Source organism: Streptomyces daqingensis, assembly GCF_014645895.1.
GTDB classification, from domain to species: Bacteria; Actinomycetota; Actinomycetes; order Streptomycetales; family Streptomycetaceae; genus Streptomyces; species Streptomyces daqingensis.
Map to the genome: position 1 here is coordinate 298431 of NZ_BMMP01000005.1, position 17051 is coordinate 315481.

Genomic DNA, 17051 nt, shown 5'->3' on the forward strand with positions numbered 1-17051 from the left:
TACGCTTGGGAGAGGACGGCCTGTCGCGGACGGACGAAGGAGCGCTCGTGGAATTCGTCATCAGCATGGTGGTGCTGCTGTCCGTGCTGTTCGTGACATTCGGCATCATCGCGGCGGTGCGTGTCACGCGAGCCGTGCAGCGTGGTGTCGAGCGCACCGGCGTGCAGGTCCGCCGGACGGTCGAGGAGACGACGCTCCGCGCGAAGAGCGCCCATCCCGGTCCGGTGGGCGAGATCGCCCGCAAGCGCCTCGAACTGCGCGCGTCCATCGACAGCACGCGCCGTGCGCTGGAGTCCGACGTCAGCAGGGACCCGTCGCTCCAGGAGGCCCTCGGCCTGCTGAACAGGCTGCACGACCACGCCAGGCAGCTGGACGGCGAACTGCGCCTGCTGATGGAGAAGGAGCCCGACAAGACGCGGACTGCGGCTCTGATGCCCGACGTCGTAGAACGGGTCTCCCGGATCAAGGAATCGGCCGACTCGCTGCGTTTCGCCGCGCAGGACCGCGCGCGGCAGTACGACGTGGAGGGGCTGGACGCGCTACGGCAGCAGATCGAGGTCGAGTCGGGCGCCCTCCGTCACTGGCAGGGAATGGAACAGCAGGCCCACGCAGCCGAACAGCTCGATGAAGAGCGCGCAGAGCGTCCCCGTCTCGACAAGGGCCGTCCGCAAAGCGCCTCGTGAGACGGCGGTAGCCTCCCTTTATGTCCCGCACCACGTCTCGTCACGGGTCCCGCCGGGTGGCGATCGTCACCGACTCCACGGCCTATCTGCCGCAGGCGGCGCTGGCCCGTCACCACATCGACGTCGTGCCGCTGACGGTGGTGCTCGGTGGTCAGGCCCTGGAGGAGGGCACCGAGATCTCGGCGCGCTCCCTTGAGGAAGCCCTGCGGGAGCGGCGTGCGGTGACGACCTCCCGTCCGAGCCCCGCGGTCTTCGCCGAGGCTTACAGGGCCGCCGCCGAGGCAGGAGCGGAGGGAATCGTCTCGCTGCATCTGTCCGGTGAGATCTCGGGAACGTACGACGCGGCGGTGGTGGCCGCACGGGAAGCACCGGTGCCCGTGCGGGTCGTGGACAGCGGCCTGGTCGCCATGGCGCTGGGGTTCTGCGCGCTGGAGGCCGCCGAGACGGCCGCGAGCGGCGGTTCGCTGGACGAGGCCGTGGCGGCCGCGGAGAAGCGGGCAGAGGGAATGTCCGCATACTTCTATGTCGACACTCTCGACTATCTGCGGCGGGGCGGGCGCATCGGCGCGGCGGCGAAGCTGCTCGGCTCCGCGCTGGCCGTCAAGCCCCTGCTGGAGCTGGTGGACGGGCGCATCGCGATGCTGGAGAAGGTGCGTACGGCGTCGAAGGCCATCGGGCGCCTGGAGGAGCTCGTGGTGGAGCGGGCGGGCGACTCTCGTGTCGACATCGCGGTGCACCATCTCGCTGCGCAGCAGCGTGCGGACGATCTCGCGGAGCGGTTGCGGGACCGCGTGCCAGGGCTCGGCGAACTGCACGTGAGCGAAGTGGGCGCTGTGATCGGAGCGCATACCGGGCCCGGCCTCCTGGGGGCCGTGGTGTCACTCAGGTGAGTGGCGGACTTATCCACAACTGGTCGGTTACCCACGGGAATTGACCAAGATCACTTAGATCGCGATCGAATGTCTACTGTCCGTCGGCATGAGCATCCGATCTCGTTCCTCTCGCTCTTCCCGCCCTACGCATCCGCCTCGGGGGCCGTCGGCGCGCTCGCGCACCCGGTCGCGGCTCCACTCGCGGCCGGCGTCGCCTGCGGGCGAGGGCGGCATCCCGTCCCCTCGTCCAGCTGGAGCCCTGGAGCGGCGCCGGGGTGGCACGGCGCCGCCGGGGCGCGCGCGGCCCGTCCGGCGGCGGTTCGTCTCCAGGGCCTGCCGCTCCCGTGGGTCAGCCGCCCCGAAGGGGGAGGGGGCGCGGCCGGACGGGCCGGGAACGCGGGCTGCGGCGCTCCTGGACGAAGCCGCTCGTAGCGCCTCGCCTCCCGCTGCCCCGGCCCCTCCCGGGGCGAGACCGGCGGGAAGGACGGACCGGGAGGTTCCGGGGGACAGAGCGCCAGGAGGCGCAGGCGTCGGGGAGGCGGTTCACCGCCTGCCCCTGCCCGTACGACGGCGTCAGCCGGCCGCTGGGGACGGGGCGGATCGAGGGACCGCCCAGCAAGGGCGCGACGGTGGCCGGGGAGCCGGAGGGCCAGCTGCGCCGTCACAGCCGAGATCCCGGGGACCGGCCCCGGACCGCGCTGCGTCAGTGGCGCTGGGCACGCAGGCTCGATCGGTCGCCGGGCTCGACCCACCGGTGGAGGGTGCCCCGCCGGGAGAGCCATCCGGCGGAGCGGCGGGCCCCGGCGCAGGGGTTCTGCCCCGGTCCGCAGCCGTGGCGTCGGCTCGGGCGGCCGTGCGACGGGGGAGGGCGCGGCGAGCAGCCGCCGCGCACGGACGGAAGCGGTCGGAGGGGGTCTCGGACGCCCTCACGGCCATGACTCGGACCTCGGCGGCGCTGTCTGGTGGCGGGCACCCCCGGGTCGGTGGGGGAGGCGCGGAGATGGCCCGGACAGAGACACCCTCCGGCGGGAGGAGCGGAGCGGGGGAGCGCCGGGAATCCGGGGCAGGCACGGCCGGCCCCCGTCGTGACGGGTTCTTGCTCGCCGTCCGTGAACGTCTGCCGCTGTGGGTTCAGCTGCGGTGTGGGATCGAGCTGCGCACGCTGATCGTTCTGGGGGTCGTCCTGGCCGTGGCCGTCCTCTTCGGTGTACGGCACTTCCTCGCTGGGCGTCCTGACGAAGTACGGGCGCCGGAGGCCAGGAGCGTCAGCGGTCCGGCGGCCTCGGGAGCCGGGCCTGCCGCTGAGGGCGGCCCGCGGGGAAAGGGTGCCGGAGGCACGGGAGCACCGGGCAAGCGGCTCGTGGTGGACGTCGGCGGGAAGGTCCGCAAGCCGGGCATCTACCGGCTCCCGGACGGTTCCCGGGTGGCCGACGCACTCGAATCGGCGGGCGGAGTGAAGCCCGGCACGGACGTCAGCGGCCTCAACCGGGCCCGGCGCCTCGTCGACGGCGAGCAGATCGTCGCGGGCGGTGCGCCGGCGGCGGGCGGACCGGGCAAGGGCGCCGGGGCCGGCGCCGCGCCGGGCGGTGGCGCCGCGGACGGCGGGAGCGGTGGGGCGCAGGGGCAGCCTGTGAGCCTCAACTCGGCCACTGCCGAACAGCTGGAGACCCTGCCCGGTGTGGGTCCCGTTCTCGCGCAGCACATCATCGAATACAGGGAGGCACACGGCGGCTTCACGTCCGTCGACCAGCTCCAGGACGTCAACGGAATCGGCGAACGGCGCTTCGCCGACATCGAGCCGAAGGTCAGCCCGTGAACGGAACGCGGGCGGCTCCGGTCCTTCTGCGGGAGGGCCCTGCGGACCTGCGGCTGGTGCCGCCCGCTCTGGCCGCGTGGGCAGCGGCCGCGCTGGCTCTGGGGTTCTCTGGGACGGCGGCTGCGACAGGGGTGACCGCTTGCGCGGCAGGGGCCGGGCTCCTGTCCGTCCTGGCGAAGGCAGGCCGCACACCAGGACCGGCACGGAGCGAGCGAGCACCCGTTCTGGCCGCCACAGCGGCCCTGACGTTGCTGTGCGCCGCGGCCGGTGGTGCTGTCGCCGCCCTGCACGCCGCGGATCTGCGTCGCGGTCCGCTGCCCCGCCTTGCCGACGAGCACGCCCGCGTGACGCTCGACCTGACAGTCAAGGGCGATCCACGCCCCATGCGCCCTCGCGTGCACGGCGCCCAGCAGGCCCCGGCAGCCCTGCTGTTCGAGGCCGAAGCCACACGTGTCACTGAACGGAGCAGGGTGACACGCACTGCACGGCCGGACGGACCCGGCCCGGCGGCGGAGACGGAGAAGGGAGCGGCACGCGCCCGCGCCGTCCGGACGCCGGTGCTCGTCATCGTCAGGCAGCGGGACGGCCCCGGCGCGGCGGGATGGCGGCGGCTGCTCCCCTCCACGGGGCTGCGCCTCGACGGCCGCCTCCTCCCGCCCTCCCGCACCGGGCGAGGGCAGGACATCGCGGGGGTGGTCCGTGCCGACGCCGACAGGCCTCCGCGGGTGTTCAGGGAGCCCTCCGCCGTACAGCGCACCGCCGGCGGCCTGCGCGCGGGGCTCCGGGAGGCGACCGGGGAACTCGACGGGGACGCCCGCGGTCTGCTGCCGGGCCTGGTCGTCGGCGACACCTCACGCCTGGCGCCCGACCTTCAGGCGGCCTTCCGCACCACCGACATGACGCACCTGCTGGCGGTCAGCGGAGCGAACCTGACGATCATGCTGGCCGTCCTCGTCGGTCCGCCCGGCACGGCCCAGCTCACTGAACGGCGCGGGATCGCCCCACGGCTGGGTATCTCGCTGCGCGGGACGGCGGTGCTCGGGGCGCTGCTCACGCTGGGCTTCGTGGTGGTCTGCCGTCCTGAACCGAGCGTCATACGGGCCGCCGCCTGCGGGCTGATCACCCTGCTCGCCCTGGTCACGGGGCGGCGGCGCTCCCTGCTGCCCGCACTCGCTGCCGCAGCCCTGCTGCTCGTGCTGATCGACCCCTGGCTGGCCGTCGACTTCGGGTTCCTGCTGTCCGTCCTCGCGACCGGAGCGCTGCTCACGCTCGCCCCTCGCTGGAGTGCGGCGCTGCGGGAGAGAGGCTGCAACCCGCGCCTCGCCGAAGCTCTCGCGGCGGCCGGTGCGGCCCAGGCCGTCTGCGCGCCGGTGGTGGCCGTACTCGCGGCGCACGTCAGCCTGGTGGCCGTGCCGTGCAATCTGCTGGCCGAGTTCGCCGTTGCCCCCGCGACGGTGCTCGGTTTCGCTGCTCTCGCCACGGCTCCGCTGGCCATGCCGTTCGCCAAGGGGGTGGCCTGGCTGGCCAGTTGGCCCACGGAAGGTATCGCCGCGCTGGCCCGCACTGGCGCCGACGTGCCCGGAGCGGAGATCGGCTGGCCGGGCGACTGGGGCGGCGCGCTGATACTCGCGGCTCTGCTGGTGGCGGCGGCGCTCCTCGTCAGACGCGTCGACCTGCCCCGCCGGCCGTGGCTGTGTGCGCTCTGCGTCCTGCTTCTGCTGATGGCACTGACGCGGCCCGTGCCCCTGGTGCGGCCGTTCACGGGATGGCCGCCGCCCGGCTGGCGGGTCGTGGCGTGCGATGTCGGGCAGGGTGATGCGCTCGCTCTGGCCACAGGGCAGAGGGGCACGGCCGTTGTCGTCGACGCGGGCCCGGACCCGGGAGCGGTCGACGACTGCCTGCGTGCGCTCGATGTTTCCGCCGTGCCGCTGCTCGTGCTCACGCACTTCCACGCTGACCACGTCGCCGGTCTGCCAGGTGTGCTGAAAGGAAGGGAAGTGGGAGCCATCCAGACGACTTCGCACGAAGAGCCGCCAGGCCAGGCCGAGTTCGTTCGTCGCACGGCACGGCAGAGGGGTGTGCCCGTCATCGGTGCGACAGCGGGTGAGCGCCGGCGCGCGGGAGAGCTGACGTGGCAGGCGCTGTGGCCGCTCCCGCCAACGGCCCGTGGAGTCGAGCCGGGCGGTGCCAACGACGCAAGCATCACCCTGCTCTTCCGTACTCGCGGGATACGGCTGCTACTACCCGGGGACCTCGAACCGGACGCGCAGCGGCGGCTGTTGACGACCTACCCCCGGCTGCCGCCCGTCGACGTCCTGAAGGTGGCTCACCACGGCTCCGCCTACCAGTACCCGCCTCTCCTCGCGCGGGTCCGGCCGCGCATCGCCCTGATCTCCGCGGGTGCGGACAACCCGTACGGGCATCCGGCGCCGCGGACACTCGCCGCGCTCCGCTCGGCCGGTGCCCTCGTGAGGCGCACCGACCGCAACGGCGCGCTGGCCGTCACGGGCTCGCGGATACGGGCGGGTGAGAGGCAGGGCGCGGGCGCAGCACTGGCCGTCGTGGTGCAGCGTGAGGACCGACAACGGGAGGAGGGGCACGGCGACTGACGAAGCCTCCAAGAACGCGTGCTCGATGGGCAGTTCGGGCAACGGCAGGCGGCGCCTCAGCCACTCACGGCGTCCCCGACCGCTCACGGCCCTCGCGCGTCGCCCGAGACGTACACAGCGCCGTATCCGGCCTGACGCGGAGCAGGTGGAGGTACATGGTGGTGACGTCGTGCACGGCGTCCTCGTACGCGTCCGGGTCGGCGGCCACGAGGGCGGCCCAGGTCGCCGACATCGACCCGACGGCCCGGGCCAGGGAGAGGGGATCGACGACGGGATCGGCCTGCCCGGCCTCCGCCAGTCTCCGTACGTACCGGGCGTGCCGGTGCAGCGGGCGGCGCTGGAGTTCCGCCCACAGCCCCGCGACCTCCTCGTCGGCGAGCGCTCGCTGTTCGAAGAGGCCCAGCAGCGGCAGATGCCGGGCGTAGGCGGCGATGAAGGCACCGACGGAGGCCCGCGCCACTGCGTAGGGGTCGTCCGGGTCCGTTCCCGGGACCTCCTGCGCGGTGAGGAAGGCGTCGCGCACTTGCCATGCGAGAACGCGGAAGACCTCGGCCTTGGAGGCGAAGTAGACGTAGAAGGCCGCCCGTGAGAGCCCTGCCTCTGCGGTGATCGCGGCTATGGTCGTCGGCCCGTAACCCCGCTGCGCGAAGACGTGCCCCGCGGCCCTGAGAAGAACCGCGCGCGTATACGCGTCCCGCCGGTCGTGTTTGGTCCTGGTCGCCCAGGGCTGTTGTCGTCGTGGTGCCACGCGGGGAGCATATGTGCGTTGACGCTGGTGTCAATGTGTATGAGCGGCCCAGGCCGGGGCCCGGGGGTTGACGGAATCCGCATCCGGCACTCCAGACCTGGACTGGATGGCGCGATCCGGCCGGGCCACCGACGCGAGTTGGAGCCCGCGCCCGGCCCGCCGGGACGCGAGCGCGCCGTTCTCCGGGAACGCGTCGTCCTCGGGAAACGTGCCGTCGGTCCTCTCGCCGACGTCGACCAACCTCGACCAACGTCAAGGGAGTCGACGCCACTCCCGTGGTCCGCGTCGACGACGGGAGCCGGTCCTACCGGGTGCCGCAGTCGGGCATCTCGTCCTTCGGGGCCACGTCACGTGACAGACCGGCACCCAGCCAGCCGCGCTGCCAGGTCAGCCCCAACTCCATGCCGGCAGGCGGCTTCTGGTCGCATTTCGGGCAAGGAGCCCGCGTCGCCGTCAGTCCTTCTCCAGCCAGCCCTCGTACTCGTCCGCGAGCCTCTCCAGCAGATCCGGGTCGTACCGTCCGCGGGGCGACTCGAGGACGACGAGCCACTGCGCGTCCTCGGCGTCGTCCTCGCCGGCGAGCTCTTCGCGGACCAGCTGCGGTTCGTCGTGCGGTCCCTCGAAGCGGTGCTTCACCTCTTCGGCGACCTCCTCGGCCGCGTCCCGGTCGGGCAGGACCAGGATGTGTCGTACGTCAGTCACCCCCGCATTCTGCGGCAGGCGGAGGTGTCGGTGCGCCGTGGGATGCTGTTCGGCGATGGCTGGTACGCGCAAGAAGACGACTGACGACCTGCTGGCCCCCGTGACACTCGCGGTGGGCCAGGAGGAACTGCTGCTGGACCGTGCGCTGCGGGAGGTGGTGGCGGCCGCGCGGGCGGTCGACGCCGACACCGACGTGCGGGAACTCGCGGCGGCGGAACTCCAGCCGGGCACCCTCGCCGAGCTGACGAGTCCCTCGCTCTTCGCCGAGCGCAAGGTCGTCGCCGTGCGGAACGCCCACGACCTCTCGGCGGACACCGTCAAGGACGTGAAGGCGTACATAGGAGCACCCGCCGAGGAGATCACCCTCGTGCTGCTCCATGCGGGAGGCCCCAAGGGCAAGGGGCTGCTGGACGCGGCGCGCAAGGCGGGGGCGCGTGAGGTGGCCTGCGCGAAGCTGACGAAGCCGGCCGACCGGCTCGCTTTCGTACGGGGCGAGTTCCGCAGGCTGGGCCGCTCCGCGACGCCGGAGGCGTCACAGGCCCTGATCGACTCCGTCGGCAGCGATCTGCGCGAACTGGCCTCGGCCTGCGTCCAGTTGACGGCGGACGTCGAGGGCGTCATCGACGACGCGGTCGTGGCGCGCTACTACACCGGCCGTGCCGAGGCATCGAGCTTCGCCGTCGCGGACCGCGCGGTGGAGGGCAGGGCGGCGGAGGCGCTGGAGACGCTGCGCTGGGCCCTGCACACGGGGGTCGCGCCTGTACTGATCACGAGCGCTCTGGCCCAGGGCGTGCGGAGCATCGGCAAGCTCGCGTCGGCGCCGCGCGGCATGCGCCCCGGTGATCTCGCCCGTGAACTGGGCATGCCGCCGTGGAAGATCGACAGGGTGCGGCAGCAGATGCGCGGCTGGTCGGCGGACGGCGTCTCGACTGCCCTCCGCGCGGTCGCCGCCGCGGACGAGGCCGTCAAGGGCGGCGGGGAGAATCCGGAGTACGCACTCGAACAGGCCGTGATCACTGTGGCGAGGTCCGCCCGCCCCCGCTGACCGCGATCGATCATCGGTCTGGCGCCGCCCCAGCCCGACCCGGCCCCTGGCCGGCCGTTCAAGGCTCAGCCTTGCCTCCGCCGGTCCCAGCCCCGCACAGCCCGAGGGACGCACTCCGTCCGCCCGGCCGTCCCGAGCCCCTGCCCCCGCGCGCACTCTCCAGGCCCGCGCCGCCCCTGCCCCGCCCCCTCGCCCACCCCAACGCCACTTCCCCTCCAGCGCGCACGCGAAAGGTCCCGCAGCGCTTGGGGAAAGCGTTGCGGGACCTTCGTCGGTTCCTTCAGAGATCCTTTGGCGATCTCCTGCGCCGCACCCGCGTGGCGAACGCAGGCCGCGTGCGGCGCGTATTCACGTGTGAGACATCACGCTGTGTGGCGGCCGGTACGGGACGGAGTGAGAGGGCCCGTCGGATCGCACCGGCAGGGAGCGGTCTCAGCCCTTGAGGGACGAGACCCGCTGCGCGAGCGCGGACTTCTTGTTCGCCGCGTTGTTCTTGTGCAGCACGCCCTTGCTGACGGCCTTGTCGAGCTTGCGGCTCGCTACGCGCTGGGCCTCGTCGGCCTTCTGCGCGTCACCGGCGGCAACGGCCGCGTGAGTACGGCGGATCGCCGTCTTGAGCTCGGACTTGACCGCCTTGTTGCGCTGACGCGCCTTCTCGTTGGTCTTGATCCGCTTCATCTGGGACTTGATGTTCGCCACGAAGAAATGCCTTTACGGGTTCGGTGATGATGCGTTCCATACCACCGTGGACTCCTGCCAGAGCGCACGAGGCACAGTGGGCCAGGCTACCAGCAGGCTCTCTGGCCTCCCAATCCGGTTCCGCCCCCTCGCTCATGGGACGATGGAGGCTGCGAATCGCCAGAACGCCTCCTCCGGGAGCTTCCTCCGCCAGACCGACAGACCCGACAGGACACTGCGTGCCCGCCACCCCATCGAACGTGCCGGAGCCGAGCCGCACCGACCCGGCGCTGATCCGTAATTTCTGCATCATCGCGCACATCGACCACGGCAAGTCGACGCTCGCCGACCGGATGCTTCAGCTGACCGGCATCGTCGAGGACCGGCAGATGCGTGCCCAGTACCTCGATCGGATGGACATCGAGCGCGAGCGCGGCATCACGATCAAGTCCCAGGCCGTGCGTATGCCCTGGGCGCCGACCGGCGCCAAGGACTCCCCGCACATCCTGAACATGATCGACACCCCCGGGCACGTGGACTTCACCTACGAGGTCTCCCGCTCACTCGCCGCCTGCGAGGGGTGCCTGCTGCTGGTCGACGCGGCGCAGGGCATCGAGGCGCAGACCCTCGCCAACCTCTACCTGGCGATGGAGCACGACCTCACGATCATCCCGGTGCTCAACAAGATCGATCTGCCGGCGGCGCAGCCCGAGAAGTTCGCGGCGGAGCTCGCGCACCTCATCGGCTGCGAAGTGGACGACGTCCTGAAGGTCTCCGCGAAGACCGGTGAGGGCGTGGAGGAGCTGCTGGACGAGGTCGTCAAGCAGGTCCCTCAGCCGGTGGGCGAAGCGGACGCGCCGCCCCGCGCGATGATCTTCGACTCGGTCTACGACGCGTACCGCGGCGTGGTCACCTACATCAAGGTCGTCGACGGCCAGCTGGGCAAGCGCGAGCGCATCAGGATGATGTCCACGGGCGCCACCCACGAGCTGCTGGAGATCGGCACGAACTCGCCCGAGATGACGGTCGCCGACGGTCTCGGCGTCGGCGAGGTCGGATATCTGATCACGGGTGTGAAGGACGTCCGCCAGTCCAAGGTCGGTGACACCGTCACCCACCTGAACAAGGGCGCCGAGCAGGCTCTCCCGGGATACAAGGACCCGAAGCCGATGGTCTTCTCGGGCCTGTACCCGCTGGACGGCTCCGACTACCCGGAGCTGCGCGACGCACTGGACAAGCTCCAGCTCAACGACGCGGCGCTGACGTACGAGCCGGAGAACTCCGTGGCCCTCGGCTTCGGTTTCCGGGTCGGCTTCCTCGGCCTGCTGCACCTGGAGGTGATCAGGGCGCGGCTGGAGCGGGAGTTCGGGCTGGATCTGATCGCCACGGCTCCCAACGTTGTCTACCGCGTGGAGATGGAGGACGGCACCGAGCACATCGTCACCAACCCGAGCGAGTTCCCGAGCGGCAAGATCGACAAGGTGCACGAGCCGGTCGTACGGGCGACGCTCATCGCTCCGAGCGAGTTCGTCGGGGCGATCATGGAGCTGTGCCAGTCGCGCCGCGGGGCGCTGCAGGGCATGGACTACCTCTCCGAGGACCGTGTCGAGCTGCGCTACACGCTGCCGCTCGCGGAGATCGTCTTCGACTTCTTCGACGCCCTGAAGTCCCGCACCCGCGGCTACGCGTCGCTCGACTACGAGCCCACGGGCGAGCAGAGCGCCGACCTCGTCAAGGTCGACATCCTGCTCCAGGGGGACCAGGTGGACGCCTTCTCGGCGATCGTCCACAAGGAGAAGGCGTACTCCTACGGCTCCCGTATGGCGAACAAGCTGCGTGAGCTCATCCCGCGCCAGCAGTTCGAGGTGCCCATCCAGGCGGCGATCGGCGCCCGGGTCATCGCGCGTGAGACGGTCCGGGCGATCCGCAAGGACGTCCTGGCGAAGTGCTACGGCGGCGACATCTCCCGTAAGCGGAAGCTGCTGGAGAAGCAGAAGGAGGGCAAGAAGCGGATGAAGGTCGTCGGGCGGGTCGAGGTCCCGCAGGAGGCTTTCATCGCGGCGCTCTCCACGGACAGCGGCCCCGCCGAGGGGAGCAAGGCGAAAAAGTAACCGCCGGGGCCTCACCGGTCGGCGGTGCGACGCGGAATCATGGAGGGACGGACCGGCGCGGTCCGTCCCTCGCGCGTCTGAGGGGCCTGTGACGATCGGGCGGCGATCAGGTCAATGCGGACCGGCACCCCCTTACGTAAGGAGGCACGGCCCTCTAGGCTGGCCCCCGCCCCCATAGTTACTCGTGAGTCAACAAGGCTCATCGCGCAAGTCACCAAGCAGAAGCGCTGGCCAGCGGAGGATGTCGTGAGCGACACACAACCCCTGATCGAGAACCGGCCGCCCTCCGTGGCGACGCTCTTCCTGGAAAGGGTGGAGACCGCCCCGGACGCGGAGGCCTACCGCTATCCCGTCCCGTCTGCGTCCGGTGAGGGACCCGACGAGTGGCGCAGCTACACCTGGGCGGGGGCCTCGAAGCGCGTGTTCGGCATCGCCGCGGGCCTGATGTCGCTGGGCGTCCAACCCGAGGAGCGCGTCGCCATCGCCTCCGCGACGCGAGTCGACTGGATCCTCTCCGACCTGGGCATCCTGTGCGCGGGCGCGGCGACGACGACCATCTACCCCAGCACCAACGTCGAGGAGACGGCGTTCATCCTCGCGGACTCCGACAGCCGCGTGCTGATCGCCGAGGACGCCGAGCAGCTGGCGAAGGTGCGCGAGCGCCGCGGAGAGCTGCCGAACCTCAAGCACGTCGTCCTCATCGAGCCGGGCGACACCACCCCCGAGGGCGCCCCTGCCGCCTCGGGCCCGGACCACGGTGACCCCGAGGGCTGGGTCCTCACCCTCGACGAGCTGATCTCCCGCGGCAGCGACTACCTGGAGAAGCACCCGCAGGCCATCACGGACACGATCGGTGCGCTCCGCTCCGACCAGCTGGCCACGCTCATCTACACCTCCGGGACCACCGGCAAGCCCAAGGGCGTGCGGCTGCCGCACGACTGCTGGTCGTACATGGCCAAGGCCATCGCGCAGTCCGGGCTGGTGACCGACGAGGACGTGCAGTACCTCTGGCTGCCGCTGGCCCACGTGTTCGGGAAGGTGCTCACCGCAGGCCAGCTCGAGGCCGGACACGTGACCGCCGTCGACGGGCGCATCGACAAGATCATCGAGAACCTCCCCGTCGTGCAGCCGACGTACATGGCCGCCGTGCCGCGGATATTCGAGAAGGTCTACAACGGCGTGGCGACCAAGGCGAAGGCCGGCGGCGCCGCCAAGTACAAGATCTTCCAGTGGGCGGCCGGAGTCGCCCGCGAATACGCCAAGGTCACCCAGGAGAACTTCCGGCGCACCGGCAACGCCACCGCTCCGGCGGGTCTCAAGGCCAAGCACGCCGTGGCCGACCGGCTCGTCTACGCCAAGCTCCGCGATGCCTTCGGCGGACGGCTGCGCGCCTGCGTATCGGGCTCCGCCGCGCTCGCCCCCGACATCGGCTTCTTCTTCTCCGGCGCCGGCATCCACATCCTGGAGGGCTACGGCCTCACCGAGTCGTCCGCCGCGAGCTTCGTCAACCCGGGCGAGGCCTACCGCACGGGCACCGTCGGCAAGCCGCTGCCCGGCACCGAGGTGCGCATCGCGGAGGACGGCGAGATCCTGCTGCGCGGTCCGGGCATCATGCAGGGCTACCACGGGCTGCCCGACAAGACGGCCGAAGTCCTCGAGGACGACGGCTGGTTCCACACCGGCGACATCGGTGAGCTCTCCGAGGACGGCTACCTGCGGATCACCGACCGGAAGAAGGACCTGATCAAGACGTCGGGCGGCAAGTACATCGCCCCCGCCGAGGTGGAAGGCCAGTTCAAGGCCCTCTGCCCGTACGTCTCGAACATCCTGGTGCACGGAGCGGACCGCAACTTCTGCACCGCCCTCATCGCCCTGGACGAGGTCAGCCTCACGGCATGGGCGGAGGAGCAGGAGACGCTCAAGGGCAAGCCCTATGCGGAGATCATCACCAGCGACGAGGTCCGGGCCATGGTGGACGGCTACGTCGAGGAGCTGAACAGCGGTCTCCAGCGCTGGCAGACCATCAAGAAGTTCCGGGTCCTTCCGCGCGACCTGGACATCGAGCACGGTGAGCTGACGCCCAGCCTCAAGCTCAAGCGCCCCGTCGTGGAGCGGGAGTTCGGGCACCTCATCGAGGAGATGTACGCCGGAACGCGCGAGGCGTAGAACGCAGGACCGTCAGCGGTGCCGGGTGGTCGGGCGACTGCCCGGCACCGCTGTGCGTGCGGGCTGCCCGCCGGCTCTCCGCGCGGCCGCTACGCCATGTCGTTCCGGAGCTCCTCCATGGCCTTCGCCAACTCGGCGACGCGGGCGGCGAGTCCGTGCAGGTCCGCGATCCGGTGCGCTGCCCGCTCCTCCGCGGAGGCTCCGCCGGTGCCCGCGGCGTCCGTGCCGGCGTCCCCTGGGTCCGCGGCCCCCGCGGCAGCGGTCCCCGCGTCCAAGACGGCGGGGCCGTCCGGGCTCAGATGGCGCTCGACCGCCTCCAGGCGCTGTGCGAACTCGCCGAGCCTGTCGCGCTGGCAGCTCAGGAGCGCATGCAACTGCCGGTTCTTGCGGTGGAGTTCGAGGAAGACGGAGACCTTCGCGCGCAGCATCCACGGGTCGAAGGGCTTGGTGAGGTAGTCCGCCGCACCGGTGGCGTAGCCCCGGAACGCGTACCCGGCCTCGGAGGCGGACTCGGCGCCGCTGAGGAAGATGATCGGCACGTCCCGCGTCTGGTCGAGGCGCTTGATGTGAGCGGCGGTCTCGAAGCCGTCCATGCCGGGCATCAGGACGTCGAGGAGGACGACCGCGAACTCCTGGCGGAGCAGGGCCTTCATCGCCTCCTCGCCGGAAGTGGCCCTGACCAGAGGGACCTCCAGCGTGCCGAGCACGGCTTCGAGCGCGACGAGGTTGTCCTCCCTGTCGTCGACCAGCAGCACCCCGGCCTCGCCGGTCGGTCCGGGGTACGCGCTGTGCGGTATGTGCGCCGAGTAGTCGGTGGTCATCGCTGCCTCGTGGGGTGGTGAGGGTCCAGCAGGGAGAGCACGGTGCCCAGGAGCTGTTCGATGACGACCGGCTTGGGCACGTACGCGGACGCTCCGGCGGCCATCGACTGCTCGCTGTCGCCGGGCATGGCCTGCGCGGTGAGGGCGATCACCGGCAGGTGTGCGGTGCGGGGATCGGCGCGGAGCCTGCGGATGGCCTCGTAGCCGTCCATCTCCGGCATCATGATGTCCATCAGGACCAGGTCGGGGGCGGGTTCGCGTGCCAGGGACGCCAGCGCCTCGACGCCGTTCTCCGCGTAGCGCACGGACATGCCGACCCGGCCGAGCAGGTGCGTGAGGGCGAAGACGTTGCGGATGTCGTCGTCGGCGATCAGCACCCGCGTCCCCCGGAGGACCTCGGCGGCGCGGCCGTTCTGCCATTCCGTGAGAGCGGAGGCGGCCAGGACGTCCTCCTCGCGCAGGTCGGCGCGGAGCCCGGTCCCGGACGGCCGGGGCGTGCCGCGTGCGCCGTCGCCCGTGCCCGTGCCCGCGTGTGCCGAGCCGCCGCCCGTCCCGGGCCCCGCTGCCGCACGCCCCGGGTCCGGGGGGACCTGGCCGTTGCCGTCGCGGGGCACCGGCAGCTCGGCGGGCCGCCCCGGCAGCCCCTTCTGCCCCTGATGCGCGGGCTGTCCGGCCTGCCCGGCCTGCGGGACGGCCGCACGGTGCACCGGCACCCACAGCGTGAACGTGCTGCCGCTGCCCTGGACGCTCTCCACGGTGATGCTGCCGCCCAGCAGCCCGGCCAGCTCACGGCTGATGGCGAGCCCGAGGCCCGTGCCGCCGTAGGTGCGGTGCGTGGAGCCGTCGCCCTGCTGGAACGCCTCGAAGATGCGGGGCAGTTGCTCCGTCGCGATGCCGATCCCGGTGTCGGTGACGGTGAAGGTGATCAGCGCCTCGCCGTCGCCGTCCGGCTCCGCGGCGGGTGCGGCGTGCAGGCTGATGCTGCCCTCGGAGGTGAACTTCAGGGCGTTGGACAGCAGGTTGCGCAGGATCTGCTGCAACCGGCGCTCGTCCGCGTGCAGTTCCTCGGGGGCGTCCTCCGCCGCGCTGACCGAGAAGCCCAGCCCCCGGTCGAGCGCGAGCGGTCTGAAGGTGTCCTCGACGTAGGTGAGCAGCTTGCGCAGCGTGAGGCGCCGGGGACGCGCCTCCATGCGGCCCGCCTCGATCTTCGCCAGGTCCAGCACGTCGTTGATCAGCAGCAGGAGGTCCGTGCCCGAGCGGTGGATCGTCTCGGCGAAGCGGACTTCCTCGGACGACAGACGGCCCCCCGCGTTGTCGGCGAGCAACTGCGACAGGACGAGCAGGGAGTTGAGCGGAGTGCGCAGCTCGTGCGACATGTTCGCGAGGAACTGCGTCTTGTACTGCGAGGACGCCGCCAGCAGCGCCGCCTTCTCCGACAGCTCCGTGTTCGCCCTGATGGTCTGGAGGGCCACGCCCATGGTGTGGACGAACTGGTCGAAGAAGGCCAGGTGGATGTCGCTGAACGCCTGGAACGAGGCGAGTTCCAGCACGCCCAGCAGCCGGTCCTCGTACAGCACGGGAAGGATCACCACGCACGCGGGACGGGCCTCGCCGAGCCCGGAGCCGATCGGCAGGTAGTCCGGCGGCAGGTCCGTCAGCACCAGCCGGCGCTTCTCCGCCGCGACCTGGGCGACCAGGCTGTGCCCCGTGACGCCGCCGCGCGGCCGTGCGCCCGGTTCGTACGCCGCCGTGCCGTACCCCGCGACGTAGCGCAGGTCCTCCGCGCCCGGTGCGGTCCCGGCCTCCGAGCGCCTGGCGAGGAAGAACGCGCCGAACTGGGCCCCGACGAGCGGCGGAAGCTCGCGCATGATCGGTTCGGCGATCTCGCGTATGTCGCGGCGGCCCTGCATCAGGGAGGCGAGCCGCGTCAGGTTGGACTCCAGCCACTCCTTCGCGCGGGTCGTCTCGCGGAGGTCGGTGACCATCCTGTTGACGGCTTCGGCGGCGTCCCGCCAACTGCCGGACAGGCCGCGGACGGTGGTGTGCGGCGTGACCGGGCCGTGGTGCTTGCCGCCCTGACCGCGTCCGCCCTCCCCGTCCTCGTCGAGCGCGGCCCGGGTCACCTCGGTGGTGAACAGGGCGAGTTGGTCGGTCATGCGGTTCACCGTGCGCCCGAGCCGGCGGAGTTCGCCGCGCAGCGGCGTGCCGCGCGCGTGCAGTTCGACGCGGCGGGAGAGATCGCCGTCGGCCACGGCGTGCAGTACGCGAGTGGCCTCCGCACGGGAGCCGAGCACCGTGTCGAGAAGGGAATCGACCGCGCGTACGGTGTCCGTCCACGCTCCCTGGCCGGGACTCGCACTCATCCGCTCGTCAATCCGGCCACGCCGGACGACGTCGTTGCGTAGGCGGACCAGCTCCGAGGAGAGGTGCTCGGTACGCGCCGCGAGCTCGTTCACCGTCTCCGCGATCTCCGTGTGCAGCCCCGGCGGTGCGTCGCCGTCCACATGTACGCGGGCGGTGAAGTCCCCGTCGCGCAGGGTCCGGAGAGCATGCAGGACGTGGCGCAGACCGCTGTCTGCAACCGGGGGGCCGTCCATTGGCCCGTGGACATCGCCACTCATCTTTGCGCCCATCAGTTTCGTCACTCGACGCATATGAATCAGGTCAGTCTGTCACCCTTGCGGTATCCGTGCGGGTTTTAATCGGAGAACTGTCGAGGTGCGGCACTGTGGGGGCGATGGCGATGTGGTGGGGGGAAACCGGAGGGGTGGTACCGGATGACGGGCCGCCGGCCGGCATC

At 71.5% G+C, this 17051-nt stretch carries 11 protein-coding genes and 1 pseudogene; 7 read left to right on the forward strand and 5 right to left on the reverse strand.

All coding sequences use genetic code 11. The features are described 5' to 3' along the window. The first annotated feature begins 47 nt into the window (after positions 1-47). From IEY56_RS09960 to IEY56_RS09975, 4 genes are all read left to right on the forward strand, one after another. A complete protein-coding gene (locus tag IEY56_RS09960; protein WP_189036758.1) occupies positions 48-683 on the forward strand; it encodes a hypothetical protein in 636 nt (211 codons plus the stop codon). Positions 684-703: 20 nt separating this feature from the next. Further along, positions 704-1573, forward strand: a complete 870-nt coding sequence (locus IEY56_RS09965; RefSeq protein WP_189036759.1) for a DegV family protein — start codon at positions 704-706, stop codon at positions 1571-1573. A gap of 982 nt (positions 1574-2555) precedes the next feature. After that, complete coding sequence (locus tag IEY56_RS28390) at positions 2556-3371, forward strand: ComEA family DNA-binding protein (protein WP_308424132.1); 816 nt, start codon at positions 2556-2558, stop codon at positions 3369-3371. Between the two features lie 68 nt (positions 3372-3439). Further along, complete coding sequence (locus IEY56_RS09975; RefSeq protein ID WP_373292059.1) at positions 3440-5980, forward strand: ComEC/Rec2 family competence protein; 2541 nt, start codon at positions 3440-3442, stop codon at positions 5978-5980. 64 nt (positions 5981-6044) lie between these two features. Here the strand turns inward: IEY56_RS09975 and IEY56_RS09980 are convergent, their stop codons facing one another. Beyond that, complete coding sequence (locus IEY56_RS09980) at positions 6045-6728, reverse strand: TetR/AcrR family transcriptional regulator (protein WP_189036761.1); 684 nt, start codon at positions 6726-6728, stop codon at positions 6045-6047. A 453-nt stretch (positions 6729-7181) separates the two neighbouring features. Then, entirely contained in the window at positions 7182-7430 is a 249-nt protein-coding gene (locus IEY56_RS09985) for a hypothetical protein (protein WP_189036762.1), read from the reverse strand. A 55-nt stretch (positions 7431-7485) separates the two neighbouring features. On the opposite strand from IEY56_RS09985, the gene holA reads away from it, so the two are divergent. Beyond that, a complete protein-coding gene (gene holA / locus IEY56_RS09990) occupies positions 7486-8475 on the forward strand; it encodes a DNA polymerase III subunit delta (protein WP_189036763.1) in 990 nt (329 codons plus the stop codon). Between the two features lie 432 nt (positions 8476-8907). On the opposite strand, the gene rpsT is transcribed toward holA, so the two are convergent. After that, the gene (gene rpsT / locus IEY56_RS09995) at positions 8908-9174 is read right to left on the reverse strand and encodes a 30S ribosomal protein S20 (RefSeq protein ID WP_189036764.1); all 267 of its coding nucleotides are present in this window, start codon (positions 9172-9174) and stop codon (positions 8908-8910) included. A 218-nt stretch (positions 9175-9392) separates the two neighbouring features. Between rpsT and lepA the strand changes: the two genes are divergently transcribed. Together lepA and IEY56_RS10005 are read left to right on the forward strand one after the other, a co-directional pair. Next, on the forward strand, positions 9393-11264 hold the full coding sequence (gene lepA / locus IEY56_RS10000) for a translation elongation factor 4 (RefSeq protein WP_189036765.1): 1872 nt from the start codon (positions 9393-9395) through the stop codon (positions 11262-11264). Between the two features lie 246 nt (positions 11265-11510). After that, positions 11511-13430: an AMP-dependent synthetase/ligase gene (locus IEY56_RS10005; protein WP_189036766.1), complete on the forward strand. Its 1920-nt coding sequence runs from the start codon at positions 11511-11513 to the stop codon at positions 13428-13430. A gap of 281 nt (positions 13431-13711) precedes the next feature. Here IEY56_RS10005 and IEY56_RS10010 read toward each other — a convergent pair. Together IEY56_RS10010 and IEY56_RS10020 are read right to left on the reverse strand one after the other, a co-directional pair. Next, positions 13712-14251 (reverse strand): annotated as a pseudogene (locus IEY56_RS10010) (response regulator); the annotation flags it as partial. Next, positions 14248-16905 (reverse strand): hybrid sensor histidine kinase/response regulator, encoded by a 2658-nt coding sequence (locus IEY56_RS10020; protein ID WP_444544888.1) that lies wholly within the window; start codon positions 16903-16905, stop codon positions 14248-14250. The gene IEY56_RS10020 and the pseudogene IEY56_RS10010, both read right to left, overlap by 4 nt. Positions 16906-17051 lie beyond the last annotated feature (146 nt).

Coding starts and splice junctions, on each gene's coding strand:
- IEY56_RS09965 (WP_189036759.1), top strand. CDS start 704: ATGTCCCGCACCACGTCTCGTCACGGGTCCCGCCGGGTGGCGATCGTC.
- IEY56_RS28390 (WP_308424132.1), top strand. CDS start 2,556: ATGGCCCGGACAGAGACACCCTCCGGCGGGAGGAGCGGAGCGGGGGAG.
- holA (WP_189036763.1), top strand. CDS start 7,486: ATGGCTGGTACGCGCAAGAAGACGACTGACGACCTGCTGGCCCCCGTG.
- IEY56_RS10020 (WP_444544888.1), bottom strand. CDS start 16,905: ATGCGTCGAGTGACGAAACTGATGGGCGCAAAGATGAGTGGCGATGTC.